General features: G+C 34.0%; 22 protein-coding genes. 5 read left to right on the top strand and 17 right to left on the bottom strand.

From position 1 onward, the window contains the following. Nucleotides 1–7: 7 nt before the first annotated feature. The gene (locus CIB95_RS10320; RefSeq protein WP_094924874.1) at nucleotides 8–367 is read right to left on the bottom strand and encodes a DUF2294 domain-containing protein; all 360 of its coding nucleotides are present in this window, start codon (nucleotides 365–367) and stop codon (nucleotides 8–10) included. A gap of 66 nt (nucleotides 368–433) precedes the next feature. Continuing rightward, nucleotides 434–1,702, bottom strand: coding sequence for an L-lactate MFS transporter (locus CIB95_RS10315; protein WP_094924873.1), 1,269 nt, complete (start codon nucleotides 1,700–1,702; stop codon nucleotides 434–436). Between the two features lie 382 nt (nucleotides 1,703–2,084). Between CIB95_RS10315 and fdhD the strand changes: the two genes are divergently transcribed. Both fdhD and moaA read left to right on the top strand, forming a co-directional pair. Further along, the gene (gene fdhD, locus CIB95_RS10310) at nucleotides 2,085–2,909 is read left to right on the top strand and encodes a formate dehydrogenase accessory sulfurtransferase FdhD (protein ID WP_094924871.1); all 825 of its coding nucleotides are present in this window, start codon (nucleotides 2,085–2,087) and stop codon (nucleotides 2,907–2,909) included. After that, complete coding sequence (moaA, locus tag CIB95_RS10305; RefSeq protein WP_094924869.1) at nucleotides 2,906–3,919, top strand: GTP 3',8-cyclase MoaA; 1,014 nt, start codon at nucleotides 2,906–2,908, stop codon at nucleotides 3,917–3,919. Before fdhD ends, moaA begins: the two co-directional genes overlap by 4 nt. 168 nt (nucleotides 3,920–4,087) lie before the next feature. On the opposite strand, the gene CIB95_RS10300 is transcribed toward moaA, so the two are convergent. The 5 genes from CIB95_RS10300 to CIB95_RS10280 all read right to left on the bottom strand — a co-directional run bounded on the left by CIB95_RS10300 (nucleotide 4,088) and on the right by CIB95_RS10280 (nucleotide 11,219). Further along, nucleotides 4,088–4,969 (bottom strand): DegV family protein, encoded by an 882-nt coding sequence (locus CIB95_RS10300; protein WP_094924867.1) that lies wholly within the window; start codon nucleotides 4,967–4,969, stop codon nucleotides 4,088–4,090. Nucleotides 4,970–5,259: 290 nt separating this feature from the next. Beyond that, nucleotides 5,260–6,822: a malate:quinone oxidoreductase gene (locus CIB95_RS10295; RefSeq protein ID WP_094924865.1), complete on the bottom strand. Its 1,563-nt coding sequence runs from the start codon at nucleotides 6,820–6,822 to the stop codon at nucleotides 5,260–5,262. A gap of 530 nt (nucleotides 6,823–7,352) precedes the next feature. Further along, the gene (locus CIB95_RS10290) at nucleotides 7,353–9,293 is read right to left on the bottom strand and encodes a cell wall-binding repeat-containing protein (protein WP_094924863.1); all 1,941 of its coding nucleotides are present in this window, start codon (nucleotides 9,291–9,293) and stop codon (nucleotides 7,353–7,355) included. A gap of 138 nt (nucleotides 9,294–9,431) precedes the next feature. Further along, nucleotides 9,432–10,193 (bottom strand): NAD-dependent epimerase/dehydratase family protein, encoded by a 762-nt coding sequence (locus tag CIB95_RS10285; RefSeq protein WP_094924861.1) that lies wholly within the window; start codon nucleotides 10,191–10,193, stop codon nucleotides 9,432–9,434. A gap of 90 nt (nucleotides 10,194–10,283) precedes the next feature. Beyond that, on the bottom strand, nucleotides 10,284–11,219 hold the full coding sequence (locus CIB95_RS10280) for an aldo/keto reductase (protein WP_094924859.1): 936 nt from the start codon (nucleotides 11,217–11,219) through the stop codon (nucleotides 10,284–10,286). A gap of 199 nt (nucleotides 11,220–11,418) precedes the next feature. Between CIB95_RS10280 and CIB95_RS10275 the strand changes: the two genes are divergently transcribed. Together CIB95_RS10275 and CIB95_RS10270 are read left to right on the top strand one after the other, a co-directional pair. After that, nucleotides 11,419–12,363, top strand: a complete 945-nt coding sequence (locus CIB95_RS10275) for a DMT family transporter (protein WP_094924857.1) — start codon at nucleotides 11,419–11,421, stop codon at nucleotides 12,361–12,363. A 159-nt stretch (nucleotides 12,364–12,522) separates the two neighbouring features. Next, a complete protein-coding gene (locus CIB95_RS10270; RefSeq protein WP_094924855.1) occupies nucleotides 12,523–14,661 on the top strand; it encodes a sensor domain-containing protein in 2,139 nt (712 codons plus the stop codon). A gap of 122 nt (nucleotides 14,662–14,783) precedes the next feature. Here the strand turns inward: CIB95_RS10270 and CIB95_RS10265 are convergent, their stop codons facing one another. After that, entirely contained in the window at nucleotides 14,784–15,572 is a 789-nt protein-coding gene (locus CIB95_RS10265; RefSeq protein ID WP_094924853.1) for a GNAT family N-acetyltransferase, read from the bottom strand. A gap of 116 nt (nucleotides 15,573–15,688) precedes the next feature. Here CIB95_RS10265 and CIB95_RS10260 point away from each other — a divergent pair, with 116 nt between their 5' ends. Then, a complete protein-coding gene (locus tag CIB95_RS10260; protein WP_094925233.1) occupies nucleotides 15,689–16,993 on the top strand; it encodes a chloride channel protein in 1,305 nt (434 codons plus the stop codon). 177 nt (nucleotides 16,994–17,170) lie between these two features. On the opposite strand, the gene CIB95_RS10255 is transcribed toward CIB95_RS10260, so the two are convergent. The 9 genes from CIB95_RS10255 to yycF form a co-directional block, all read right to left on the bottom strand. Continuing rightward, nucleotides 17,171–18,058, bottom strand: coding sequence for an EamA family transporter (locus CIB95_RS10255; RefSeq protein WP_094924851.1), 888 nt, complete (start codon nucleotides 18,056–18,058; stop codon nucleotides 17,171–17,173). Nucleotides 18,059–18,266: 208 nt separating this feature from the next. After that, nucleotides 18,267–18,746: a 23S rRNA (pseudouridine(1915)-N(3))-methyltransferase RlmH gene (gene rlmH, locus CIB95_RS10245; protein ID WP_094924849.1), complete on the bottom strand. Its 480-nt coding sequence runs from the start codon at nucleotides 18,744–18,746 to the stop codon at nucleotides 18,267–18,269. A gap of 72 nt (nucleotides 18,747–18,818) precedes the next feature. Beyond that, nucleotides 18,819–18,986, bottom strand: a complete 168-nt coding sequence (locus tag CIB95_RS10240) for a CxxH/CxxC protein (protein WP_094924847.1) — start codon at nucleotides 18,984–18,986, stop codon at nucleotides 18,819–18,821. Nucleotides 18,987–19,031: 45 nt separating this feature from the next. Continuing rightward, on the bottom strand, nucleotides 19,032–20,240 hold the full coding sequence (locus tag CIB95_RS10235) for a S1C family serine protease (protein WP_094924846.1): 1,209 nt from the start codon (nucleotides 20,238–20,240) through the stop codon (nucleotides 19,032–19,034). 60 nt (nucleotides 20,241–20,300) lie between these two features. Further along, entirely contained in the window at nucleotides 20,301–21,095 is a 795-nt protein-coding gene (locus CIB95_RS10230; RefSeq protein ID WP_094924845.1) for an MBL fold metallo-hydrolase, read from the bottom strand. Then, nucleotides 21,079–21,882: a two-component system regulatory protein YycI gene (locus CIB95_RS10225; RefSeq protein ID WP_094924844.1), complete on the bottom strand. Its 804-nt coding sequence runs from the start codon at nucleotides 21,880–21,882 to the stop codon at nucleotides 21,079–21,081. The genes CIB95_RS10230 and CIB95_RS10225 overlap by 17 nt, the downstream gene beginning before the upstream one ends. Continuing rightward, a complete protein-coding gene (locus tag CIB95_RS10220; protein WP_094924842.1) occupies nucleotides 21,869–23,239 on the bottom strand; it encodes a YycH family regulatory protein in 1,371 nt (456 codons plus the stop codon). The genes CIB95_RS10225 and CIB95_RS10220 overlap by 14 nt, the downstream gene beginning before the upstream one ends. Next, entirely contained in the window at nucleotides 23,236–25,068 is a 1,833-nt protein-coding gene (gene walK, locus CIB95_RS10215; protein ID WP_094924840.1) for a cell wall metabolism sensor histidine kinase WalK, read from the bottom strand. The genes CIB95_RS10220 and walK overlap by 4 nt, the downstream gene beginning before the upstream one ends. A gap of 11 nt (nucleotides 25,069–25,079) precedes the next feature. Next, nucleotides 25,080–25,784 carry a response regulator YycF gene (gene yycF, locus CIB95_RS10210; protein WP_094924838.1) on the bottom strand — a complete coding sequence of 235 codons (705 nt, stop codon included), beginning with the start codon at nucleotides 25,782–25,784 and terminating at the stop codon, nucleotides 25,080–25,082. Nucleotides 25,785–25,883 lie beyond the last annotated feature (99 nt).

Below are 25,883 nucleotides of genomic sequence, written 5' to 3'. Positions count from 1 at the left end.
AAACCTGTTATTTACAATACTTTTCTTCAATATTATCATTAAAAACGAAAATGGACATCCCAAAGTCTCGGTCAATATCTATGTCGACATACAGATCAACATACTCGCAACCTAGAAAATCCTCCATTTCTTTAGGAGGGTTCTTTCGATATAATTCTTTTACCATTTCTGTTCGTGCTGAACGGAGTACTTGCTTTCCATCATCTGTTCCAGAAATAAACTTTTCAACCGGTGATAGATTCCCTTCCATTTCGCATATCGCCCAATTTTTACAAAATGTCGTTGTTATTTTACTTGGACCTTTTCCCATATGCTTTTTTCTGAAGGTGCGAACAAGGTTGCTAAATTCTGCTTCATACTTATTCATGGGGTCCTCCTGAAAATACAAAATGCATGATAATATTATACCACAATAATTGAAAAATATTTAAAATTAGCTTGCTACCGCTTTGTTAGCCTCTTTTAAGTTTTGCGCAGTTAATCTGTTTATATCTTTACGAATAACTAGCGAAACGATCAATGCGACAACAAATAGTCCTGCAAAGAAAGTTAAGCTTGTTGCATAACTTCCAGTTGTGTCTTTCATCCACGCGGCAAACATTGGACCTGCTAAACCAGCAGCTGCCCAAGCTGTTAAAATATAACCATGAATTGCCCCTAGTTGTTTTGTTCCAAATAAATCTCCAATGTATGCTGGGATTGAAGCGAAACCTCCACCATAACATGTATATACAACCGCTAACATTACTTGGAATAAAAATGCCTCTGTTGTATGTGGTAAAACTGCAAATAGTACAATTTGGATAGCGAAGAACGTTGTATACGTATTAGGTCTTCCAATATAGTCTGAAATGGAAGCCCAACCAATACGCCCTAACCCGTTAAAGAGTCCTAAAACCCCAACTAACGCTGCAGCTTCTGTTGTCGTTAAACCAATACTCTCCTGAGCAAGAGGCTTTGCTGCTGATAAAATCGCAATCCCACAAGTTACATTAATAAATAGCATTATCCATAAATAATAAAATCTTGATGTTTTAATTGCTTCATTAGCTGTTAATTGAGATAAATCTTGCTTAATTTTAGATTTACCTGAAGCGAGTTTTTCTTTGAAACCTTCTGGAGCCCAATCAACTGGCGGTTTCTCAAGATAAAGTGATGAAACAGCCATTACTAGAAAATAAGCAAGTCCTAAAATATAAAACGTATTTGCTGTACCAACTGACTTAATTAAAGCATCCATAACTGGACTACTGATCGCAGCTGCGAAACCAAACCCCATGATTGCTAAACCTGTTGCTAATCCACGACGATCCGGGAACCACTTAACAAGTGTCGAAACAGGTGCTATATAACCAACCCCTAAACCGATCCCCCCAAGAACTCCATAGAAAAGATATAAAAGAGGTAATGAAGACATGTTCACAGCAAAACCTGAACCAAAGATACCTATTCCAAAGAATGTTGCAGCAAGAAGTCCCGCTTTCTTAGGTCCATATTTTTCTACAAAGTGTCCTAGAAAAGCCGCTGATAATCCTAAAAATAAGATCGCTAAGCTAAAAGTAAATTGTACTTGTTTAGCTGTCCACCCAAATTCTTGAATTAATGGAGTAGTGAAGTTACTCCACGCATATACAGACCCAATTGAAATATGTATACCCACAGCAGAAGCTGCAATTAACCATCTGTTTTTAATTTTTTGCATAATATTTCCCACTTCCTTTTAATGTTTTCAAAAAAAACAAAAACCGTTAACCCCCCCTTAAAAGAATGTAGACTAGTACAATCTTTTGTAGAAGATTAACGGTTAGTAAACAGCAGGATTCGCTACTATTGGCCCAACAGTTAAAATCTCTTTAATAAATTTCACAATAAATTTAACCGAAGACAGGATCGCTATCTCGTATCAAATTTTTTGTTACAAATTTGTGAACTTTTTAAATAATACCATTAATGCTCTTTTTACATCAATAGTTTTTTTATTTTTTAATGAAGAAAATTGGCAAAGTGTGTTACTTGTCTTATGAATCAGATTATGTTTAGATTGTTACTAACTATCAATAATCTGTGAAATTGGGTGTGGTGATATGGGTCATAATATTAGCAATAAGCGACCTATTATTAAGTATATTAATGAAGAATTAATACACTTCGAAGATGAAATTGTTACTGAATTTCCAATCACAATTCATGTTAATGGTGTGGAATTTGCAACTATGGTTTGCACTCCAACACACATAGATGAACTCATAATTGGGTTTTTAGCATCTGAAGGAGTTATACTTTTTAAAGATGAAATTACAAACCTTAACATTAATGTAAGTCGCGGCTTTGCTTACGTTACTTTAAATAAAAAAATACCAACAAACCAACAACATTTTTCAAAGCGATTTATTGGTTCTTGTTGTGGAAAAAGCAGACAATTTTACTTTCAAAATGATGTTCGGACTGCAAAAACATCAATGGTGAAAACGACCATTCAACCTGAGCAATGTATAAATCTTATGAACATGATGCAAGAAAATAGCCATGTATTTAAAAATACAGGTGGGGTTCATAATGCAGCACTCTGCAACGCTTCTGAAATAATTGTTGATCGAACTGATATCGGAAGGCATAATGCTCTCGATAAATTGTACGGGTATAGTATGATTAATAAAATACCTGTTCGCGATAAAATAATAGTTTTCAGCGGCCGAATTTCTTCTGAAGTACTACTGAAAGCATCAAAAATTGGTGTTGGTATTGTATTGTCTAAGTCAGCTCCAACAGATTTAGCTATTCAACTTGCAGATGATTTAAATATAACAACTGTAGGATTTATTCGTGGTAAGTCATTTAACGTTTATACACACCCTGAAAGAATTACAAATCAACCAGATTCAATACATGAAAGGGGTAAATCCACATGAATCAAACAGTTTTAGATGCTCTAGAACGTCCCTTACGTGATTTAAGAATTTCTGTTACTGATAAATGTAATTTTAGATGTACTTATTGTATGCCAGCAGAAATTTTTGGGCCTGATTATACATTTCTTCCTAAGGGTCAATTACTCTCTTTTGAAGAAATTGAACGTCTTGCCAAAATATTCGTTAAAGACCTTGGTGTGAAAAAATTACGTATTACTGGTGGTGAGCCTTTAATGCGAAAAGACTTACCTATATTAATAAAAAAATTAAGAGCCATTAATGGTGTTGAAGATATTGCCATGACTACTAATGCTTCTCTCCTACCGAAGCATGCAAAAGATCTAAAAGATGCAGGGCTTGATCGTGTCTCTGTAAGTCTAGACTCCTTAAGTGACGAAGTATTTGGAAAAATTAATGGACGAGGTGTTAGAGTTCAAACTGTTCTAGATGGAATTGAAGCCGCATCACAATTTGGTCTAAAAGTTAAGTTGAATATGGTTGTGAAGCGAGGTATAAACCATAAAGATGTAGTTCCTATGGCTAAGTTCTTCAGAGAAAAAGGACACATCCTTCGGTTTATCGAGTATATGGATGTCGGTAATTCTAATAAGTGGAAACTAGATGATGTATATACAAAAAAACAGATCATTGAGGATATCCACAATGTCATGCCACTCGAGCCTATCCAAGCAAACTATACTGGTGAAGTAGCTACTAGATATCGCTATGTTGGAAGTGAAGATGAAATTGGTGTAATTTCTTCTGTCTCCGATTCATTTTGTTCTAGTTGTAACCGTGCCCGTCTATCTGCTGAAGGTCAATTGTACACTTGTTTGTTTGCAGCTAAAGGTCATGATTTAAGAACTCTTCTTCGCTCTGACTTAACAGATATTGCATTAGCTGACAAAATAAAAGGGATTTGGAACGTTCGACGGGACCGCTATTCTGAAGAACGAGAAAATAATCCTATAAACAAACAAAAAGTTGAAATGTCTCATATTGGTGGATAATCATTTTGGGAAATCTACATTTTTTAGTTACGCTAAATATAAGACCAGATAGAATTGTTATTCTATCTGGTCTTATATATTTATGTTTCTAAATTCAGATCATCTAGTAATTTCAAAAGGATTTAGTTCATTTATCATTATTCCAAAAACACCTTTTAAATCTCTAAATTATTTGCGATTGGTATCTTCCTTTTCTATAAAAAACATAGAAATAGCACCTAATCCAACATGGGTCCCAACCGAAACGCCCATCTGCATAATATATATGTCCCCAACAAAATCTGTTTCTAATTGAAGTTTTTCTTTTAGGCTTTCCGCGACTTTTTTATCTGAAGTATATCCGATAATTATAAAATCTGTTATTTCTTTGTCATTTCTGCTAATAAACTCTTGAACGTAATAGTTAAGTACTTTTTTACGTCCTCTCTCCTTTGCTACTATTGCTCCTTTTCCGTTCTTCATAGTCATTATTGGTTTAAGTAATAAAATTTTACCAATGAATGCACTTGTATTTGATATTCTTCCACTTTTTATTAAATGATTTAAGTCATCAACAGAAAGAAAATGCTTTACATTAACCTTATATTTTTCAACGAATTGGATTATTTCTTCAAATGATGCACCTTTTTCTCTCATTAAAGCGCTTTTTAATAATAACCAACCGCTTCCATGGCTCATACACTTTGAATCTACTACATGTATTTTAACAGTTGAATCAGGCACTTCCTCAAAGAAATAATCTTTAGCTATTACGGCAGATTGATACGACCCACTTGTGCCACTAGACATACAGATACATACTACTTCCTTGTACCCATCCTTTACTGCTTTTTTTATAATTTCTAAATATTCTGTTGGACTAGGCATCCCTGTTGAGGGAAACTCTGATAAATCTTCCATCATTTCATAAAAATCATCAGGTTTAATATCTATCCTATCCTTATAGATCTTTCCTTCAATATTAATTGTAAGTGGTGCTAAACTTATATCGTATAATTCAAGTATTTCTTTAGATAAATCACAAGTTGAATCGGCCATTATTTTTATCATTGAATACGTCCTCCCAAGTAACAATACTACTTATCTTAACCACAATATACCCATATAAATATTATCTCATGTTATAAACTGAATATATGATGTTATTTTTATTATCTCCATCTTTTAAAAACTTCAATGTAATATAAACTATAAAATAGTGATAAGAGCATATTTTACTCTCATTAACTGCAAATAAAAAAACCTTCAATCCAAATATAGATCAAAGGTTTTAGATTTAATTTATATAATATTCTTTTATCCACTAAACTTTTAAGTGAATTTTTGGTGATAAATATTTCTTATACTTTTTCTAATTCTATTGGTTCTTCAGGAGAAGGATCAACTTCTTCTTCAACTTCTTCTACCTCTACTTCAGGCATTTGTTCAGTTAGTCTTAGTGCTTGTGCTGTAGACATGTGAATCTCTTCAAAGAATTCTGGATTTTCCACTAAGGATACCCCATATGAAGGGACCATTTCAATTATTTTTTCTTCCCATTCTTTCATTCTTTCTGGGAAGCATTTATTTAACACTTCAAGCATGACATGAACAGCTGTCGAAGCACCAGGTGACGCGCCAAGTAATGCAGCAATTGAACCATCAGCGCTACTTACAACTTCCGTACCGAATTGAAGTGTTCCTCTACCACTTGGTGTATCTTTAATAACTTGCACACGTTGACCTGCTACCACTAAATCCCAATCTTCTAATTTAGCATTAGGAACAAACTCTCGTAGTTCTTCCATACGCTCTTCTTTTGATAACATAAGTTGTTCAATCAAGTATTTAGTCAGTGGAATGTTCTTAGCCCCTGACGCTAACATAGTAACGAGGTTATCCGGTTTTACCGACGTTACTAAATCAAACATTGAACCATTCTTTAAAAACTTTGGTGAGAAACCAGCAAATGGTCCAAATAATAAAGATTTTTTGTTATTAATATATCTTGTATCAAGGTGCGGCACAGACATTGGTGGAGCACCTACAGAAGCTTTTCCGTAAACTTTCGCATGATGCTGTTCAACTATTTCTGGATTTTTACACTCTAGGAATAGCCCACTTACAGGGAATCCTCCGATATTTTTTCCTTCAGGTATTCCGGACTTTTGTAATAAATGCAAGCTTCCTCCACCTGCGCCAATAAAGACGAATTTTGCAGTGTGCTTTTCCGTAACACCGCTTTCGAGGTTCTTAACTTTTAGTTCCCATAAGCCGTCGCTAGTTCGTTTCAAATTATTGACACTATGATTATAGTTGATTTGAACATTTTTAGTTTTAAGGTGGTCAAATAACATACGTGTTAACGCACCAAAGTTAACATCTGTTCCAGAGTCTATTTTCGTTGCTGCGATTGGTTCATCAAAAGAACGACCGTTAAACATAAGCGGTAGCCATTCCATTAATTGTTCTGGATCATCAGAAAATTCCATTCCTGCGAACAATGGGTTATTTGATAGAGCTTCAAAACGCTTCTTCAAAAATTCCACGTTTTGTTCTCCTCTAACATAGCTCATATGCGGCAATGGTTTAATGAAGTCTTCAGGGTTTCGCAGTAGATTGCTTTTTACAAGATAAGACCAGAACTGTCTAGAAAGTTGAAACTGTTCGTTAATTCTTACAGCTTTAGTAATATCTACTGACCCATCAGGCTGCTCAACGGTATAGTTAAGTTCACACAATGCAGCATGCCCTGTTCCAGCATTATTCCACTCGTTAGAGCTTTCCGCTCCTGCTTCTGCTAGTTTTTCAAACACTTTAATTTCCCATTCAGGTGCTAGCTCTTTCAATATTGTTCCTAGAGTCGCACTCATGACTCCCGCACCGATTAAAATAACGTCTGTTTTGTTTTCTCTGTTACTCATATTAATCAATCCTTATGCCTTAATATTTGTAAAAAGTTATAGGCGCACCTAATCAAGCGCCAATAATAACTACGACGCAACTTAGGAAAACACCATTTCTGAATCTTTTATATTATAAGTTTAGTATATCACTATGATTATTTTAGTATATCACTTTTATTTACATATTAAAATATGTTCATTTAAAGATTAAATTATGTTCATTATCTGATAATTGTAATATTTAAACTTGTGTAAAAGAGTTAACTATTAACAAGATTAAAGACGACATTTAAGCTTAATTAAAAAAGTGGAATTGATTACTTAGCTCATGAGGAAGGACATAGCCTTTAACTTATTATATGAAAAATTTATTTAGTGGTGAAAATCATAAGTAACATGCAATATTACACAATGAATGAAAATGGTTAAGGGATAGTCACCCTACATGGACGAAACGTAGTTTTTCTTAATAAACCCCATAAGTATTAACGATATAGAAAAGGAAACTACATAAATAAAAGTAGTTTCCTTTCAGCAATCCTATATTATTACTCATACCCCTCTAACTCAAATAACTCAAATAACTCAATTGTGTATGTTATTGTAGCAGGCGAGCCATCTTTATACTTGATTCCTGTAATTTCTACTTCAAATTTTTCATTATTACTAATATCATTCTGCGTTCCTGGGCGGAATATAATACAGTTCGGTAAGCCATAGCCTTGATTATTAACGTTAAAGTATTCCCCACCTTCATTTATTGTATTATCAGCTGCATCTAAAAACCATTTTTGATTATCTGATAAACGTGTCACAGTTACAGTTACAGATTGAAGATCCGGTGTACTATATTTACTGCCATTTAATGTTACTGACCAAGGTTCACCATATGTGAAAAGCTGTGTCGGAAAAGCTCCTTGGTTTGGCCATGCAGTATAGTCAAAATTGAACTGCCTTGATCTGCTTCTGTCAATAATTTTCATAGCAGAGAAATGTCCACTTATTCCAAATCCTATTTTTTGCATAGGTGGATTTAAAATCCAACGACGATGCCCAACTGCCTCTACGTTATTTAAACCAAAGTCATCCATGTATGCAATAACTGTTGGAGAAATATCATTAAATCCTTGTGCTATATTGCTTGAAGTAGTTGCACTATAACCAATGTCATAAAATTCTTGGCTCATATCAGCCGGTTTTTGTGGATAATGAGTTAATTTATTAATTGCATCTAATAGAACTGCACCGTGTTGTGCCTCTTCACTCATAGCAGCATCGTGATAAACATCATCTGGTAAATCTGCTAAGAAGCGAATAAAGTTAGTTAATTTTACTGCATCTGTTAAGTATTTTTCATGAAGTTTCCCAGCTTTATATGGTGCTGAAACTTGTGGTAACTCAACATATTTATTTCCTGAAAATGTTGGTTTAAATTTTGCCCAGCGCGCTTCAATTTCTTCTATTGTTTTATAGTCGGATACATAAAAACCTGCATCTCTTAAAACTTGATTAGCAATAGCAACTTTACCACCAAGTACAAAGGTAGATTGGCCTTGCCAATAATATTCATTAATAAAATCTTTTGTTACACCTGGAGTGTAGTTCGGGTGTGTTAAGATAACCATTGCATTCTTTTTATTCGCTAGTCCCGATGCTGCTACTGCGTCAGGGTAATCTTCTTTTTCTGTATTTACAGAAGTACCACGTACAATAATCATGTTATCAATCGTTACTTTATTTAACTTGTTTAGAGCTGCGATATTTGTCTCATACCGGCTTTTTCCAGAAACACGATTTACTGAAATGCCCTCTGCCTCTAACTGCTTTACTACCTCTTCAGAAATAACGCCTGTTCCACCATAAATATCTACTGATCGAATATTTACAGGTAGTTTAATAGGTAAATTATTTTTCCTTGTTAAGTAGATAGGAATTTCATTTATAGCAGCATCAGTTGAAGCTGAAATAGCATCTGCAACAGTAAACCCATTTGCAATAATCGCTCGCGTTTTTAACGAAGAGCCTGCCGCTTCATTTATTAATGCAGCAGTTTCAAAACGATTTGCTCCATTTATTCTTACAACATTAAGCCCTTCATTAATTAGCGCAGTTTCAACAGCTTCTTTAATTGCTCCTGTACCACCTAATAGGTAAACTTTATCAGCTTTTAATCTCTTAATTTCTGCTAGAACTTCTGGACTTAAATAGTTAGGGTAGGTTAATAGAATAGGTGCATCTTTAGCACCAGCTAAACTTGCTGAGGATAATGCATCAGCTGGGTTATCGGCTCGAGCTAATATTACAGCCCTTTCTGCAGTTATAAGACCATCCGGCCATCCATACTGTGATATTTGAATTGCTGTATCTAATCGATTATTACCTGCTAATCTCGTATAATCATCAGAAGCTGATATATCTAAAGTAAAAACAAAGAAAGCTGTTAATAGCGTTACAATAGATAATATGTTTTTTATTATATTCTTAGCCATCTATATTCCTCCTACTATATTATACTTAATTTCAATTATACTACCTTTTTCATGAACCTTTTATTAAAATACTCTTTCATTTATTCAGTAAATAAAAAAAGACACTTACAAAGTGTCTAAATGTCCAATATTATCATTTTAATAATTTTCAAAAGTATTATCGAACTTCATATCTAGTACTTCTTCAGTTCTACTAATATCAAATTGTTTTTTTGCTTGATAAGAACCTATCAAATGGAATGTATTATATGTAGTCGGGCTTTCCATTTTTAAAGCACTTATACAAGCCTTTGCTATATCATACCTACACACCCATCCTCCTTTACAATACTTTAAGTCTTCTAGACTATTACCAAGCGGATCTATGTGTTCTTTTCCATCAACAATATGTCCTGGTCGCAAAACAATTATATTCATACCAAAAGTTTCACTAAAATCTTTAGCAATACTTTCTTGTAATCGCTTCGTTAAGTCATATAAATGATCTTCTCCAGAAGAGCTCTGCCAATCTGTTTGTGAGAAAATTTTATCTTCTTTAAAGTTAATGTGGACTGGTGCTTCGCTCATAATTATTGTCTTTTTTACATTTAGTTCTCTAGCAATCTCTAAAATATTGTACGTTCCCTTTACATTTACATCGAAAGGAACGTCAGGTTGCTTATAGTCATTCTCCCCAATTGCAACAGCTAAATGAATAACATAATCACAACCTGTCATTGCCCTTTTTACATCTTCTAAAGTAGAAATATTTCCAGTAATAATGTTACTTGTTATTTCATTTAAATAGGATGGAATTTTTGATGAAATATCAAATACTACAATTTCAAAATTATTTATATGTAAGGCTTCAATAATTGATCTTGCCGTCCAGCCGAATCCACCAGTTACTAATACCTTCACTTGGCACCAACCTTTCTAGGGAATAAATATGAATTAATAACGGATTTGATTTAGGCTTTTTTTATGTATTAGTAATAAAGTTTCAACATATTACCACGATAGTTTGCTATTTTTAATTTCTTTATCCCAAAGTTCTTTTAACTCTTTTAAAACTTCTTTTGACAAACAAAACTCTGATGCAGATATATTCTCGGCTAATTGTTTAACATTTCTTGCTCCAGGAATTACTGTGGATACTTCTTTATAAGAAAGAATAAAATGCAGAGCTGCTTTAACCATAGACGTTTTTCTCCCTACAATTTGGCGAACTTGATCAACTAGTTCTCCTCTTTTTTTAATTTCTTCTTCACTCCATCTACTTCTAATTCCCGAAAATGTACTGTTTGCACTATACTTACCTGTTAGCCATCCAGAGTCTAATGGTATTTTAGCAATAATTCCAACACCTTGATTTTGAGCTGTTTGAATTGCAGATACTGGCTCTTGATATAAGATATTAAACATTACTTCAATAATTTGACTATCAGTATTCGCTACTAATTGGTTTATCTCACTACTATTATCTACTGAAGCGCCGTACAGTCTAATTTTCCCTTGCTTTTTAAGCTTTTCTAACACTTCAAATTGTTGAGAATTACTGTCTAAGGTTGAAAATGGTGGATTGTGTAACAGGAGACTATCAAGATATTCTGTCTTTAATCTACGCAAACTATTTTCTACTGATAAAATCAGTTTGTCAGGGGCGAAATTCTCCTCACCATTTGAATGATGTCCACATTTACTGCTGATAACCACTTGATTCCGTTTTCCTTTAAAAGCTTTTCCAAGTAGTTCTTCACTTTTACCAGCCCCATAGTTAGGTGCTGTATCAAAGAAATTACAGCCAAGGTCTATAGCTTTATCCACCAAATAAACCGCTTCACTTTCTGTCATTTTTCCCCAATCTTTTTCGTTACCTAATTGCCATGCGCCAAAACCGATCTCAGACACTTCAATTCCTGTGTTTCCTAATAATCGTTTCTTCAATTTTTCTCACCTTCCATATTGATTCCTAAAAATATGCTGTTGCTTTTTCTCTCTGTATATTTTTAAAAACAAAACTTTGTATAGTAGTATTTCCATATTTTTCTTTTAACTTTACTGAGATAAAAATGTAGTAAAACCAAAATATGTATAATAAAATGAATTTTACATTAAATACATTATACATTCAGGTGGCGATCTAATGAAGGATATTGTTATCGGTATTTTAGCTTCGATGTTTTTTGCTGTAACTTTTATATTAAACCGCTCTATGGACCTTGCAGGAGGTAGCTGGATTTGGAGTTCTTCTTTACGCTTTTTCTTTATGTTACCTTTTTTATTTCTTATTGTTTTATATAGAAAAAATGTAAAACAGTTATTTACCGAAATGCGAAGTAATCCTTACCAGTGGATTTTGTGGAGTTTAATTGGCTTTGTGCTCTTCTATGCTCCTTTAACTTTTGCAGCAGCTTATGGACCTGGATGGCTAGTAGCTGGTTCATGGCAGTTTACTATAGTAGCTGGAATTTTATTATCCCCACTCTTTTTCCAGACACAACAATCTGATGCTGGACCGCTTAGAACAAGAAATAAAGTTCAAATAAAAGCTTTGGCTATTTCATTATTAATCTTCCTCGGTGTTGTAATCATTCAAATTCAACAAGTTAGTCAAGTTTCATTGGCAAGTGTTGCATTTGGTACATTCCCTGTCATTATTGCTGCATTTGCTTACCCTCTAGGAAATCGTAAAATGATGGAGATTTGTAAAGGAAATTTAGATACCTTTCAACGAGTCTTAGGTATGACAATTGCAAGTATGCCATTTTGGTTTCTTCTTAGCATATATGGAATTGTTACTGTCGGCCCACCTTCTTCTGACCAAATTACCCAAACATTTATCGTAGCGGTAAGCTCGGGAGTTATAGCAACGACGTTATTTTTTATTGCAACTGATAATGTAAATGGAGATCAACAAAAGTTAGCTGCTGTTGAAGCTACCCAATCAACACAAGTTTTATTTGTCATTATTGGCGAAGTAATCTTTCTTTCTGCTGCATATCCGAATGGGACTTCTATCATTGGCCTTTGTATTATCGTTATAGGAATGATTTTATATAGTTTTTCCACTTCCAGACGCAGCAATTAGACTATTAATGCAAAATCATTCGCTAAATTATAATATTATTCAGATAAATTTGTTTTCAAAACTTTTATATTATAATATGAAAATAACTAAGTTCAAAAAATTGGTATTTTTAATAAATCTTTACTGTTATTTATGTTTTGGAGAGGGATAGAGAATATAATGTGTAAATCTAAAATTAATAAGATTGCTAGTCTTGATTTAAAGGTTGAACCAATAGAAGATAACTATGATAATTTTACTGACGATAATATAGGTGAACAAGAAAACTTAGTCTTTTATAAAATGATGTTTGAAACTATGGTACAACATGCACCTGTAAGTATGTATATACTTCAAGAGGGGACGTACTCATATGTAAACAAACACTTCTGTGATATGGTAGGTTATACCCAAGAGGAGTTGCATTCTGGTACGGTAACATTTGAACAACTTGTTCACCCTGAAGATTTACATTTAGTACAAAAAAGTATTACTAGTAGAATGGAAAATAAAGAAACTACTGCACGGTATCGGATTAGAGCGTTTAAAAAAGAAGGTAGTCTCATTTATGTCGAGATTCATGCTACTAAAACTTTCATTAATGATAAATATGCTTCGGTCGGTACAGTTTTTGATGTAACAGAAGAAGTAACTACACAAATGAGACTTAAGGAGAACAGAGAACGCTTTAATTCTCTCTTTTATAATAATCCTGATGCAATTTTCACATTTGATTTAGAAGGTAATTTCACAGATGCAAATCCTAGTTGTGAAGATGTTTCTGGATATTCTCTTAATGAATTGCTTGAAATGTCGTTTACTCCACTTATACTCTCTGAAGATTTACCTAGCGCAATTAAATATTTTGAGGAAGCGACAAAAGGAATTACTAACACCTATGACCTTTCTATTACAAGAAAAGACGGTATTCTAGCACGCCTAAACGTTACTAGTTTTCCTATGAGGATAGATGGGAAAATTGTGGGGGCGTATGGTATTGCAAAAGACATTACAAAAAAATTTGAATTTGAAAAAACTATGAATGAGCTTGCTTTCTATGACCAATTGACCAAATTACCAAATCGAAAATTATTTGAAGATCGATTACAGCAGTTGATTGAGCAATCTAGAGAGAAAGAATCCTGCTATGCTGTTCTATTTTTGGACTTAGATCGTTTCAAATTTATAAATGATTCTTTAGGACACCAACTTGGAGATGAATTCTTAAAAATTGTCTCTGATCGAATTAGTAATACTCTACGCCAAAAGGATACGGTAGGAAGATTTGCAGGAGATGAATTTTGTATATTAATACCAGATACAAATGAAAAAGAAGTTGTCTTACTAGCAGAACGTATTAATCAACTACTTGCAGAACCATTTACTATTATGGGAAATTCTATATCTGTTTCAGCAAGTATTGGAATAGCATTTAACAATAAACATAATGACAATAATGCTGATGAACTAATTAGAAACGCTGATACTGCCATGTACTACACCAAGAAATATGGAAAAAATAATTATACGGTCTATTCAAGAGAACTAGACACTAATACTGCCTATAAGCTTTCTATTGAAAGAGATTTGAAAACGGCTATTCACCAGGAGCAATTCACATTACATTATCAGCCAATAAAAAGTATTAAAACTGGTGAGTTAAGTGCTATGGAAGCTTTAATTAGATGGAATCATCCAGTACACGGCCTAATACCTCCAGACCATTTCATCCCGGTTTCTGAAGAAAGTGGACAAATTGTATCTATTGGCAAATGGGTCCTTCGTGAATCGTGCAAACAAAATAAATTATGGCAGGACTTAGGTCATCGCCCTTTTAAAATTGCAGTAAATATATCTACTATTCAATTAAAACACCAAAATTTTGTATTTATAGTAAAAGAAATTTTAAATGAAACCGGTCTAGACCCCAAATGGTTAGAACTTGAAGTAACAGAAAGCATTCTTATGGAAGATAATGAAATTCTAAAAGGTGTACTAATAGAATTAAAGGATATTGGCGTTTCCATTTCAATTGATGATTTTGGAACTGGATATACTTCCCTTAGTTACTTAAGACAATTTTCATTTGATCGAGTTAAAATTGATCGTAGTTTTATTAAAGATATTAGTCACGACCTAAATGGAAAAGCTATAACTTCAACTATTATTTCATTAGCCCATAAATTAAAGATGGGGGTTATAGCTGAGGGAATAGAGGACGAGATCCAATTAGCATTCTTAAAAGAAGAAGATTGTGATGAAGGACAAGGATATTACTTTAGTCGTCCTTTACCTGCTGAAATGCATAAAATTCCTTAACCACATGATTAAGAAACCATAAATGTAAAAGTCGTAGCTCTTTTTTACTACTCAGAGAAGTGACATGTACCAACTTTTAAGGCACAACAAATTAATCTAGTTGTGCCTTTTACTTTTGTACTTTAGCGATCCTGTATCTCTTTAATACCTTTTCCTCGTAAATAAGCATGTCCTGTCTTTAAGGTAAGTACCGTAGTGAACCCATTGCGACTATATACCTTCTCAACCCGTTCGCTGATCGGGTGAACCCATAGTTTTTCTAACTGAAGGGTTTGCGCTTCTCTTTGTATCTGTTGTAACAACAAACCAATTAATCCCTTTCCTCTAAATTCTTCAACTGTAGCAACACTTTCTATTCTCCCTTGATTACCATGAACAAATAAGCAAGCAGTGGAACATGGTCTTCCATTATATTTTAGTAGAAAATGAGTATAACGATTATCATTAAATTCAGATTCAAACGCTTTTTCACGAACTGATTTTCCTCCAAATTCTTTAATATGACACTCGACCCATAAAGCTTCATCATAATTTTTTCTAGTAACCTTCTCTATGGTGACATCTTTTTGTAATGGTAACTTTATTACTTCATTGTTCCAAAGCTGAATTGGCTGCAAGAAGTCTTCATAATGAAAGCCTTCCTCTTTTAATTTTGCAATAAAAGCTGGCATATTCTCGAGGTTATATAAATAAAACCTTGGAATAATATGCAAACCTTCATAAAATTTTATGACTTCAGTAATAACTTTTTCCGGATGGGCTGGTTGCTTGCTCAAATGCGCATGATTTGCATCATAATAATCTGGTTGAGTTTTATTCGAAAACAAAGCACCCCAAGGTTTATCTTGTTTATTCGTAAAAGATTGTAATAGTGCAAAGTTTAACTCTTCTATCTCTTTTATTACATCCATTTGATTACTCCCTTTCAATATTGGGTTTCTATTCTTATCTTAATAATTTTTTATCTATTGAGCAAAAATAACATCGATGATAGTCATATATGGTTAGAAATGAGGTAAATAGGTTGATGCCCTTAAAATATAAAATCTTTCTTTCAACGCTCGGGCAATGGATATTCTTTGGAAGCATTATCGGCTTAGTTGTCGGTACGACTACAAACTTTCTTTTAGAAATAAATGATTTTCTAGGAGATGATATAAGAGCAAAAAGAGATTGGCTAATCTTTCTTCTACCGTTTGGTGGAATTGCTATAGGGTACATCTATATGAAATATGGAAAGGTCTATTCGAATAATACGTTAAATGACACTGCTGAACTGAATAACCTCGTCATAGACGCTGTTCATGGCAAGAAAGAAGTTCCGAAAAGGATGGGTCCTATTATCTATTTGGGGACATTTATCACAGTCCTTTTTGGTGGTTCAACAGGAAGAGAAGGTGCAGCTATCCAAATGGGAAGCAGTGTATCTGCAACGGTCAATAAATTTTTTAAAGTAAACAACAATGATAAGAAACTTCTAATAATGAGTGGTATTAGTGCCGGGTTTGGAGCTGCATTTGGAGCACCTATTGCTGGTACTGTGTTTGGCATGGAAATGGCTGCATTAGGGAAGTTACGATTTGAAGCACTTGTGCCTTGTTTTGTAGCAAGCTTTGTTGCTTACTATATAACCACAGCAGCTTGGGGACATGAACATGAAAATTTTATAATTAAACTAGTACCTGAATTTACTATCGTTTCATTTCTAAAAGTAATCTTTGTTTCTGTTATTTTCGCTTTAATAAGTGTTTTATATAGTCAGTTAAGACATGGGGTACAGAAATATTCTGAGAAACTTTCTAAGAAAAACCATATGAAGAGAGCTTTTTGGGGTGGAGTTATTATTGTGGTACTAACATTAATTGTTGGTTCACAAGATTATAATGGCCGGGGGTTAGAGATGCTCGAACAATCATTTGAAGAAAAAGTTCCTCCCTTTGCCTTCCTCGCCAAACTTGTTTTTACAGTAATTACTCTCGGAAGCGGATTTGTTGGCGGAGAAGCAATTCCTCTATTTTTTATTGGAGCGACATTAGGTAACACCTTACACACATTTATAGATTTACCGATGTCCTTTCTTGTTGCAATTGGATTAATCGCTACTTTTTGTGGTGGTGCTAATACCCCTTTAGCAGCATTCCTCTTAGCAATGGAAATGTTTAATGGAAAAGGATTAGAGTACTTCTTTGTTGCTTGTATCGTCAGCTACCTTTTCTCCGGGCATCATGGACTTTGGCCATCTCAAAAAATATTTGAACCGAAGAGTAGATTGTACAATGTACCACGTGGAGAAACGATAGAGAATGTTGAAAAGAAGAAAACAGGGGGCTAAGTAAAAAGTTTTACAAAATTACTTGCCCCTTGTGTGAAAAGAAATCTCACTGCTTGGATCTTCACCAATTATTTATTAATATCTACTCTTGCAAAGTATTTTCTATTAAATATACGGTAATAAATTCAATAAAAAGTTTTGTATCTAATTATGGTCAACTCATCATAACTAATAACCTTACTTTGCTTCCATTACTATTGGTCTATTAGAACTTTTTGACGACCAGATTAATAATCCGATTCCAAATAGTAATAGAAAAATGCCAAGCCATGAAGTTTTGCTCAAATATTCTCCTAGCATGATTACACCTAATAACGCTGCTGTTAATGGTTCTGCCAATGCAAGTGTCACAGCTGTTGATGAAGACACATGTGCAAGGCCTCTTGCAAAAAGAAAATATGCTACCCCTGTAGCCATAATACCCAGTTGCAAGCTAACACCTACTCCTCGAAAACTCGCAATCCAAGACATATCAAAAATGAATAAAAATGGAGATAAACAAATTGCACTAAGTGTGAAGATAACCGCAACTACTGATAAAGGTGAGTAGTTTGTAACCAAATCTCTGCTTAAAAGCGTATAACTAGCAAAAGCTAAGCCTGCTCCTATAGCCAATAAAATTCCGACTGGATCTACATATAATGATTGTTTATTCATAAACAACATCAAACAACCTAAAATAGATAAAATTGTTGAATACCACCAAACTATCGGCGGACGATTTTTTAAGTAAATCCATTCTAAGAGCCCTGCCAAAATAGGGGCACTACCAATCGCTACTACGGTTCCAATAGCCACACCGGTAATCGTTACTGCAGAGAAAAATAAAGGCTGGTATAAAGCCATACTTAAGGAGGCCAAAACGGTTGCCTTAATTGGCCAATTTTTAATAGTTAATTTTCCTGTTACGAGTACAAGAAAAAGGAGAAATAACCCTCCTACCGCTAAGCGAGTAGCTCCAATTGCAATCGGATGGGTATTTTCTGGTGCTAGTGCCTGCGTAGTTCCTGTTGTTCCCCAAAGCATTGCTGCTAGTAATATAAAAAAAGGAGCTAGTTTTGTCATGTTACTCCCCCCTAAAGTCTTATTTTTAGATATAATATCATCCTTACATAAGGATGTATAAAAATTGAATAAAGCGCTGAGGAGCAAAAGGATTTACTTCATACTATCGTTAATAAAATTACCGTTAATGAAGGAGATTCACCAGATGAAAGAAGCGTCAAGGACATTGAATTGTCCTTAGACGCTTCCATTAAGAATGACTTAGTGCTTACTTATGATACGGTTCACCGCGATTAATTCGAAACGCTCGATAAATCTGTTCCACTAAAACTAATTTCATCAACTGATGTGGAAAAGTCATTTTTGAAAATGATAGTTTATCATTTGCTCGTTTTAAGACATTTGTACTCAAGCCTAACGATCCACCGATAACAAAAGCTACCTTACTTTTCCCGTATATCGCTAGGTTATCAAGATCCTTCGCAAGTTCTTCCGATGACTTTAGCTTCCCTTCAATTGCTAAGGCAATGACATATGTATCAGGGGATATTTTTGCTAAAATACGTTCCCCTTCTTTATCTTTTACTTGCTCCATTTCATTTTCACTTAATATTTCTGGTGCTTTTTCATCAGCAACTTCGATAACTTCTACTTTTGCATATGCTGTTAGCCTTTTCAAGTATTCAGCTATCCCTTGTTTTAAATATTTCTCTTTCAATTTCCCCACTGAAACGATTGTAATGTGCATAACTTCTCCTTTACAAACAACTTATCAACAACACTTATCCACATATCAACAACCAAATCTACATATTGATATTTAATATTCGGATGAAACTAAATATGTTGCTTCCTTTCCACACATAAAGCAGCCTGTGGACAAATTGTTAGTATCTTCAATTTTCTCCATAATAGGAGCTAGTTCATCTTTATCCACCACTTCATCTAATGCTTCATCAATATGTTCCATGCAACTATATATTCTCATGTTGTTTCCTCCTTTGTTGTAAAAAAGCAGGAGATGCACTCCTGCTTAATATGATTGTTTCTCTAAACGTAATACAGTTGTTTTCTTTTTGCCGTCTCTATAAAATGTTACTTCTAACTCATCGCCAACTTCTTTCTTCATATATAAATACTTTCTTAAGTCTATATCATCTTTGACTACCGTATCGTCCATTTTCACAATTACATCAAGTTCTTGTAATCCAGCTTTATCTGCTGGTGAAAGTGTAGACACAGAACGAATCATTATTCCTGCTTTAACATCTTCCGGTAACTTTAATGTTTCTTCACGATGGTAATTAGATATTTGTGACAATGAGACTAAACTAATACCCATTTGAGGGCGTTGAACTTCACCAAATAGCTCCAGATCTTCAATAATAGGTTCTGCTAAATTAATTGGAATAGCAAAGCCAATTCCTTCCACGGATTCTCGAGCAATTTTCATGGAGTTTATTCCAATTAATTGACCTCCGATATTAATTAAGGCTCCACCACTATTCCCAGGGTTTATTGCAGCATCTGTTTGAATAACATCTGCGTTCCAGTCAATTGAACCATCTTTATTAATGTCGACTGGAATTGTTCGCTCAGTTGCTGAGATAATCCCCTGTGTGACTGAGCTTGAAAATTGTCCTAATGGGTTTCCAATGGCAATTGCTGGCTCACCAGGTTTAAGTGTGTCCGAATTACCAAACTCTGCTATTGATTTTACTGAAGTTGCGTCAATTTCTAATACTGCTAAGTCGGTCCAAACGTCTGAGCCGAGTAATGTTGCCGGGACTCTCGTTCCATCTGTCAAACTTACTTCAATTTGACTTGCACCTTCAACAACATGATGGTTTGTAACAATAAATGCTTTCCCATTTGCTTTTTTGTAAATAACTCCAGAACCCGCTCCCGCTTCACTTGCAGTTTCTGACCAAAAGCTTGTTTTTTGAATGTTAATGACACTTACGACAGCGTCAGCTATTTTCTCAACAGCTTCCGTTACATTAGTCGTGATGGAAAGATTTACTGTACGATTTACATTATTATCAACATTTACTTCTTCTTCATCACCAGTTGCAGGTGTTGCAAATTCATAAGGCAACAATCCTATATTTGATAAGGCTGGCATAGAAAAAAGTACGATAAATCCTCCGAGTACAGCAGCGAAAATTAATGCTAACCAAGTCCCTTTACGATTCCCTTTTTGCTTTTGGATATTGTCGTAATCTTGATCGTAATACCCCACGAGAAACACCTTCCTTCTTCCTTTTTACATAGAAAATTATATAATATCTACTATTTTTTGTTAAACAAAATACATTGGCGTTGGGGTTTTCGGATCAGTATCGTATAAATCAAACGTTTCACCAATTTTAAACCCTTGCTCTTCTAATGTTTGCGCTACAGTCAATCGTGCTAAGTCTTTCATATTATTATCTTTACTTAAATGTGCTAAATAAATACGCTTCGTTTTATCGCCAATAATATCTGCTAAAGCTAAACCTGCATCCTCATTACACACATGTCCGACATCACTTAAGATTCTTCTTTTTATACTCCATGGGTAATGCCCCATTTGTAGCATTGATACATCATGATTAGCCTCAAATACTAGCGCGTCTGCACCTTTTACTGTTCCTTTAATACGATCACTAACATATCCCAAATCTGTTACTAATGCTACTTTCTTACCGTCATGATGAAAAACATAAAACATTGGCTCAGCAGCATCATGTGATACGCCAAATGATTCAACGTCTAAATTCCCAAATGATCTTACTGTACCCATATCAAAGGTGAATTTTTGTTCCGTTGGAATCTTACCTATTAATCCATCCATTGCTTTCCACGTTTTTTCATTTGCATATATAGGCAAATTATATCTGCGAGCAAACACACCAATACCTTTGATGTGATCACTATGCTCATGCGTAACTAATATTCCGTCTAAGTTTTTAGGATTCACATCGACACCTTGAAATAGTTGTTCAAGTTGTTTCCCACTCATCCCTGCATCAACTAAAAGCTTTTTTTTATCTGTTCCGACATAAAATGCGTTGCCAGTGCTCCCACTTGCAAGCACACTAAAATGTAGTGCCAATTTCTCCACCCCAATTTTGTCCTATTTTAAGTAATTCCCCATCGATAGCATCAACAAAATAGTGGTTGTTGCCTATAACTACATGCCATGTAGGCGCAAGTACTTGGATGTTCCCTGCAATTTCAGGTAAATTGAAGTAACCTAGCTCTATTTTGCTTATGATTCCTTCATACTGTAAATACTGTTTATCAAGTAATACTTCTATCACCTTTAATGGTGGAAGTATGTTTTGTTCCGCTTCTTTCATTTGTACTGTTAGAAAATTTTGCTCATAGCCAATTATTTGTTTCTCTTCATTCAAATGAATGATAAGCATTGCTTTTTTATTAAAATAAATAGGTTTTCCATCAAATGTTTGGAAAAAATAAACCTTTTTTGCATCTTCACCTGTTTTCCAGTAACTATATTTCGTTCCGTTTACTAAGTTTTCACTAATAAACTTTGCTACTTCTTCTTCAGGTTGCAATGGATTAGTTAATGTAATTGGTGATTCAAATATTCCAATCAGCGTTCCATCTTCATTTAAAGTATATTGTTGTTGCTTTAGTTTACTTAACTCTTCAGTATTAAAAGGTATATTAAGTGCACTAATATGTGTTTCTGTTTTTTTAATTTGTGGAAGTTTAGGGTACTTTATTTCCATTTCTTTCAATAGATCTTCAATAGTTGATTTCGTTATTACTTCTAATTGGCTTTCGTTTTTTCGTTCTATCAGTTTAAAGCTTAAAAAGATATTTAAAATGAAAAAAGTAAGGATGAAAATCGTTTTTGTTTTATTCCAGTCCATCTTGCTCTTCCCCCTCTTCAATTTGGGGCTCGTAGTTCAACGCTTGCCAATTTCCATTATAATGAATGAACCATGAAGGTTTTAAAAAAATTAAATTAGTATTGATATGATACATTTGATAACCAACCGTAATATCTTTTAATAACGTAGGGTTAAATTCCTTTATTTCTTGTAAGTAGTAAAGGTAATTAATGACTTTACTACCACGAGCTAACTGGATTTCACCATTTTCAACTAATTCTCGTTCAATATCTATCAATGACCTAATATACTCATGAACTTGTCCTTCACGCCAGGAAACATAAATTGTTGCTAAGTCACTTTGTTTATTAGCTAAGTTTGTTGAAAAGATAGGGAAATTATTTATATACTGCCTAAATGTTACGGATTCTTTCTCTTCATCCCTCATGTAGTATAGAAAACGATCCGTCCAGCCACTATGGTCATTTATAAACTGATAGCTTTGTAATAGCATCTTTTCATCAAATTCATTGTTTTTATGTTGCTGTAAAGGATTAATATATTTCATCATATTTAGTTCATGTAAGAATTCTAATGCGCGCTTGCCATCTGTATATGTTTCCTCTTCCGATCCTGATTGCGTTTTACGAACATACTTAGGATCGCTAAATAAAACATCTTTCAACTGATCTTCTGCTTTTAATTTTGATGCGGTATAAGTTAATGCTTTTAATGTTTGAACCTTATCTGCTAAATAAATGATATTAGAGTATCCTTTATTATCAGAAATAACGTATTTATAATATGGCGTTTGCACATGTGCATCAAGTAGATAGTTTTCAATGATTGCCGAGAATGGGATGTTATTTATTTCGGCTTCTAACACTTTACGTTCAGAAGTAGAAATAAAATGGGCAATTGTTTCATCTTTTCCTGTATTTATATTTGCTGATAATACAATTCTCTCCACACCATCAAGTGCATATTGTTCTTCTGATAACTTAAATATAAACCTAATTATATCTGCCGATAATGGGGCAGGAAAGATGATTTCTACACTTTCATCCATTGATGTTAGCTCATTAATATTCGTAAACCGTTCTGGAAGCAAATAAAAAGATTGTAAATTCCAGTTTTGCATATCGCGATAAATCGATGCTATTTTGCTCGTTTTTTCTGTACCATAGTTTTTATTTTCTAAATGAAAGATTAACTTTGTTGGTTGAAATACATCAATAAGATCCAGTTTTTTTCCTATGGAAATATCTTTTAAATACTGAGGTTCTTCAGCAATTAAGCCATAATTAGGCTGATATGTCCACAACTTCCAAGTAAGCAAAATACTAAGGAGCACTAAAAGTGTAAGTAATGATGTTTTTAACCGCTCATAGATCATTTCATAGCTCCCCCTTTATACCTCGCTATAGGAAGTTTAATATGAATAGTTGTTCCTTTGCCTTCCTTACTTGTTGCCCAAATCTCTCCTTGATGTTCGCGAATTATTTCCTTGGCAATTGCTAGTCCTAATCCTGTTCCACCTAACTTGCGCGATCTTGCTTTGTCTACTCGATAGAACCGATCAAATATTTTCTCAACACTATCTGCAGGAATTCCTACACCTTTATCGCTTATTTCAATGATTAATCCTTCATTTTGCAATGCCATGTTTATTAAAATTTCTCCGCCCTCAGGCGAATATTTAATAGCATTTGATAAAATGTTATCAAAAACTTGTGTCATTTTATCACTGTCGATGATCATGTTAAGTTCATGTTTTGGAAAGACTTTTGTGAAAACAAACTGATGGCCTTTTGTCATCTCAAACCTGTCTACGATTAACGTCATATATTCTAGCATTTCTACTGTCGACTCGTTAATTTTAAACTCTTGACTGTCTATCTTGGACAGCTGTAATAAATCTTTTACGAGTCTAATCATTCGTTCTGTCTCATCTTGTGTTACTTTTATAAATTGCGGAGCTAAGTTTTCATCTTCTAGTGCTCCGTCTGATAAAGCCTCTAAATAACTTCTCATCGTAGTTAATGGGGTGCGCAATTCGTGTGATACTGTAGCAACAAATTCTCTTCTTTCTTGTTCAATTTGTTCTTGCTCAGTAACATCATGCAAAACAACAATTATTCCACTAAAATCTTTTTCTTCAGTTTTAATCAGAGATATGTTGGCTTTAAGATAGTACTTTTTATAATCTGTACTTAAGTCTATAAGAAACTCACCATAATAGCCATAAAGATCACGTAATGTCATAATGCCTTCAAGCTTTAGAAGGTGTAGCACAGATTTACCTTGTGCTTTCTCATATGGGATCCCCAACATTTTCTCAGCGCGCGTATTCATTAATATTATTTCACCTTTTTGATTGGCAGCTATTACACCATCTGTCATATGTGTTAAAACTGAGATTAATTTTCTTCTTTCATCTTCAGTATTTTCACGCGCTTCTTTTAAATTACTTGTTAAGTCATTAAAGGCAATTGCTAGATGGCCAATTTCATCTTCACCGTATACTTTTACTTGCTTAGTGAAATCTCCTTTTGCCATCGTTAATGCATGTTTTCGCATTTCTGACATCGGTTTTGTTATAGTTCGTGCTAAAAACACACCTAATAGGGCAGTTATTGCCAAGGCAATAATAGTACTAGTTGCTAAAATATTATTAATTTCTTGCATTTGTTCATATATGTCTTCCATTGAGGCTTCAACATATATCGCCCCAACCGTTTGACCATTCTTATTATTTATTGGGACTGCTAGTACTTGAATTCTGTGCCCAAGTTTGGGATGCCGTAAAACATCAGAAAAGGTACCACCACTTACAAGTGCTTTTTTCACTCGAACTTCTGTACTAATTCTACCTACTATATGTTGATTAGCAGGGTTTGTAGTACCTATAACAAATTTATTACTATTTATTACTTGAGCTTCTATTAAGTCATCTGAGAATAAATCATTTTTTCGAAGCAATTGATAAATATCATCTTCGAGAGTTTGAGTAGTATCATTTCTTGGCTGGTCTAGTACTTGATCTACGTTATATGCAAGGAGACTAATTCTTTCTCTTAAAGATTTTGAAAAATTGGTCACGAACTGCTCTTCCAATTTATCTACGAAATAAACACCAATTACTTGCATAGCTACTGTTATTAATAAGACGTATATTAAGATAAATTTAAAATGAATGGAACGAAAAAAGCTTACTTTCTGCATAGTAGTTACTCCTATTTAGGTTCCTGTAGATAGTAGCCAACCCCGCGTCTTGTGATGATCCAAGCAGGATTGCTAGGGTTATCTTCAATTTTCTCACGTAGTCTGCGAACTGTAACGTCAACAGTCCGAACATCACCAAAATAATCATAACCCCAAACCGTTTGTAATAAGTTTTCTCTTGTCATCACTTGTCCAATATGTTTCGCTAAATAGTGAAATAGTTCAAATTCACGATGAGTCAATTCAATAGTCAACTCTCTCTTCTTTACTACGTATTGATCAGGTTTTATTGTTATTGGTCCTATATGTATATCTTTAGACATTTCGTTATTTGACCCTTCATCTTCTGACTGAGAGTGACGGCGCAGATTAGCCTTCACTCGGGCAATTAACTCTCTTGTACTAAAAGGTTTCGTAACATAATCATCTGCACCAAACTCAAGACCTAATACTTTATCAATTTCAGAGTCTTTTGCAGTGAGCATGATAATTGGTATATCAGAAGTTTTTCGTATTTCCTTACATACTTCCATGCCATCTTTATGTGGTAACATAATATCTAGTAATACTAAGGAAGGTTTTACTTCTTCCATTTTTTCAATCGCTTCTAACCCGTCATAAGCACATGTAACAACATAACCTTCTTTTTCTAAATTGAATTTCAATATATCAGCAATTGGTTTTTCATCGTCAACAACTAATACCCGTTTTTCCATTTATTTTCACTCCTATTTAAATTTCGTTTCAAATTTGTTCGTTATTATATATCATTCCATACAATAAGCCATGTATCCTTTATAAGTGTTTAAAAAGCT

Origin of the sequence: Lottiidibacillus patelloidae (assembly GCF_002262935.1) — a bacterium.
Lineage (GTDB): Bacteria > Bacillota > Bacilli > Bacillales > SA5d-4 > Lottiidibacillus > Lottiidibacillus patelloidae.
Note: the sequence above shows the minus strand (reverse complement) of the source record. Positions and strands in the feature narration are given on the sequence as shown.

What these genes read in the sequence shown, in the direction of transcription:
- CIB95_RS10275 (WP_094924857.1), top strand. Translation starts at nt 11,419, where the DNA reads ATGAAGGATATTGTTATCGGTATTTTAGCTTCGATGTTTTTTGCTGTA.
- fdhD (WP_094924871.1), top strand. Translation starts at nt 2,085, where the DNA reads ATGGGTCATAATATTAGCAATAAGCGACCTATTATTAAGTATATTAAT.
- moaA (WP_094924869.1), top strand. Translation starts at nt 2,906, where the DNA reads ATGAATCAAACAGTTTTAGATGCTCTAGAACGTCCCTTACGTGATTTA.
- CIB95_RS10295 (WP_094924865.1), bottom strand. Translation starts at nt 6,822, where the DNA reads ATGAGTAACAGAGAAAACAAAACAGACGTTATTTTAATCGGTGCGGGA.
- CIB95_RS10260 (WP_094925233.1), top strand. Translation starts at nt 15,689, where the DNA reads ATGCCCTTAAAATATAAAATCTTTCTTTCAACGCTCGGGCAATGGATA.
- CIB95_RS10265 (WP_094924853.1), bottom strand. Translation starts at nt 15,572, where the DNA reads ATGGATGTAATAAAAGAGATAGAAGAGTTAAACTTTGCACTATTACAA.
- yycF (WP_094924838.1), bottom strand. Translation starts at nt 25,784, where the DNA reads ATGGAAAAACGGGTATTAGTTGTTGACGATGAAAAACCAATTGCTGAT.
- CIB95_RS10225 (WP_094924844.1), bottom strand. Translation starts at nt 21,882, where the DNA reads ATGGACTGGAATAAAACAAAAACGATTTTCATCCTTACTTTTTTCATT.
- CIB95_RS10240 (WP_094924847.1), bottom strand. Translation starts at nt 18,986, where the DNA reads ATGAGAATATATAGTTGCATGGAACATATTGATGAAGCATTAGATGAA.
- CIB95_RS10315 (WP_094924873.1), bottom strand. Translation starts at nt 1,702, where the DNA reads ATGCAAAAAATTAAAAACAGATGGTTAATTGCAGCTTCTGCTGTGGGT.
- CIB95_RS10270 (WP_094924855.1), top strand. Translation starts at nt 12,523, where the DNA reads ATGTGTAAATCTAAAATTAATAAGATTGCTAGTCTTGATTTAAAGGTT.
- CIB95_RS10255 (WP_094924851.1), bottom strand. Translation starts at nt 18,058, where the DNA reads ATGACAAAACTAGCTCCTTTTTTTATATTACTAGCAGCAATGCTTTGG.
- CIB95_RS10290 (WP_094924863.1), bottom strand. Translation starts at nt 9,293, where the DNA reads ATGGCTAAGAATATAATAAAAAACATATTATCTATTGTAACGCTATTA.
- rlmH (WP_094924849.1), bottom strand. Translation starts at nt 18,746, where the DNA reads ATGCACATTACAATCGTTTCAGTGGGGAAATTGAAAGAGAAATATTTA.
- walK (WP_094924840.1), bottom strand. Translation starts at nt 25,068, where the DNA reads ATGCAGAAAGTAAGCTTTTTTCGTTCCATTCATTTTAAATTTATCTTA.
- CIB95_RS10320 (WP_094924874.1), bottom strand. Translation starts at nt 367, where the DNA reads ATGAATAAGTATGAAGCAGAATTTAGCAACCTTGTTCGCACCTTCAGA.
- CIB95_RS10220 (WP_094924842.1), bottom strand. Translation starts at nt 23,239, where the DNA reads ATGATCTATGAGCGGTTAAAAACATCATTACTTACACTTTTAGTGCTC.
- CIB95_RS10300 (WP_094924867.1), bottom strand. Translation starts at nt 4,969, where the DNA reads ATGATAAAAATAATGGCCGATTCAACTTGTGATTTATCTAAAGAAATA.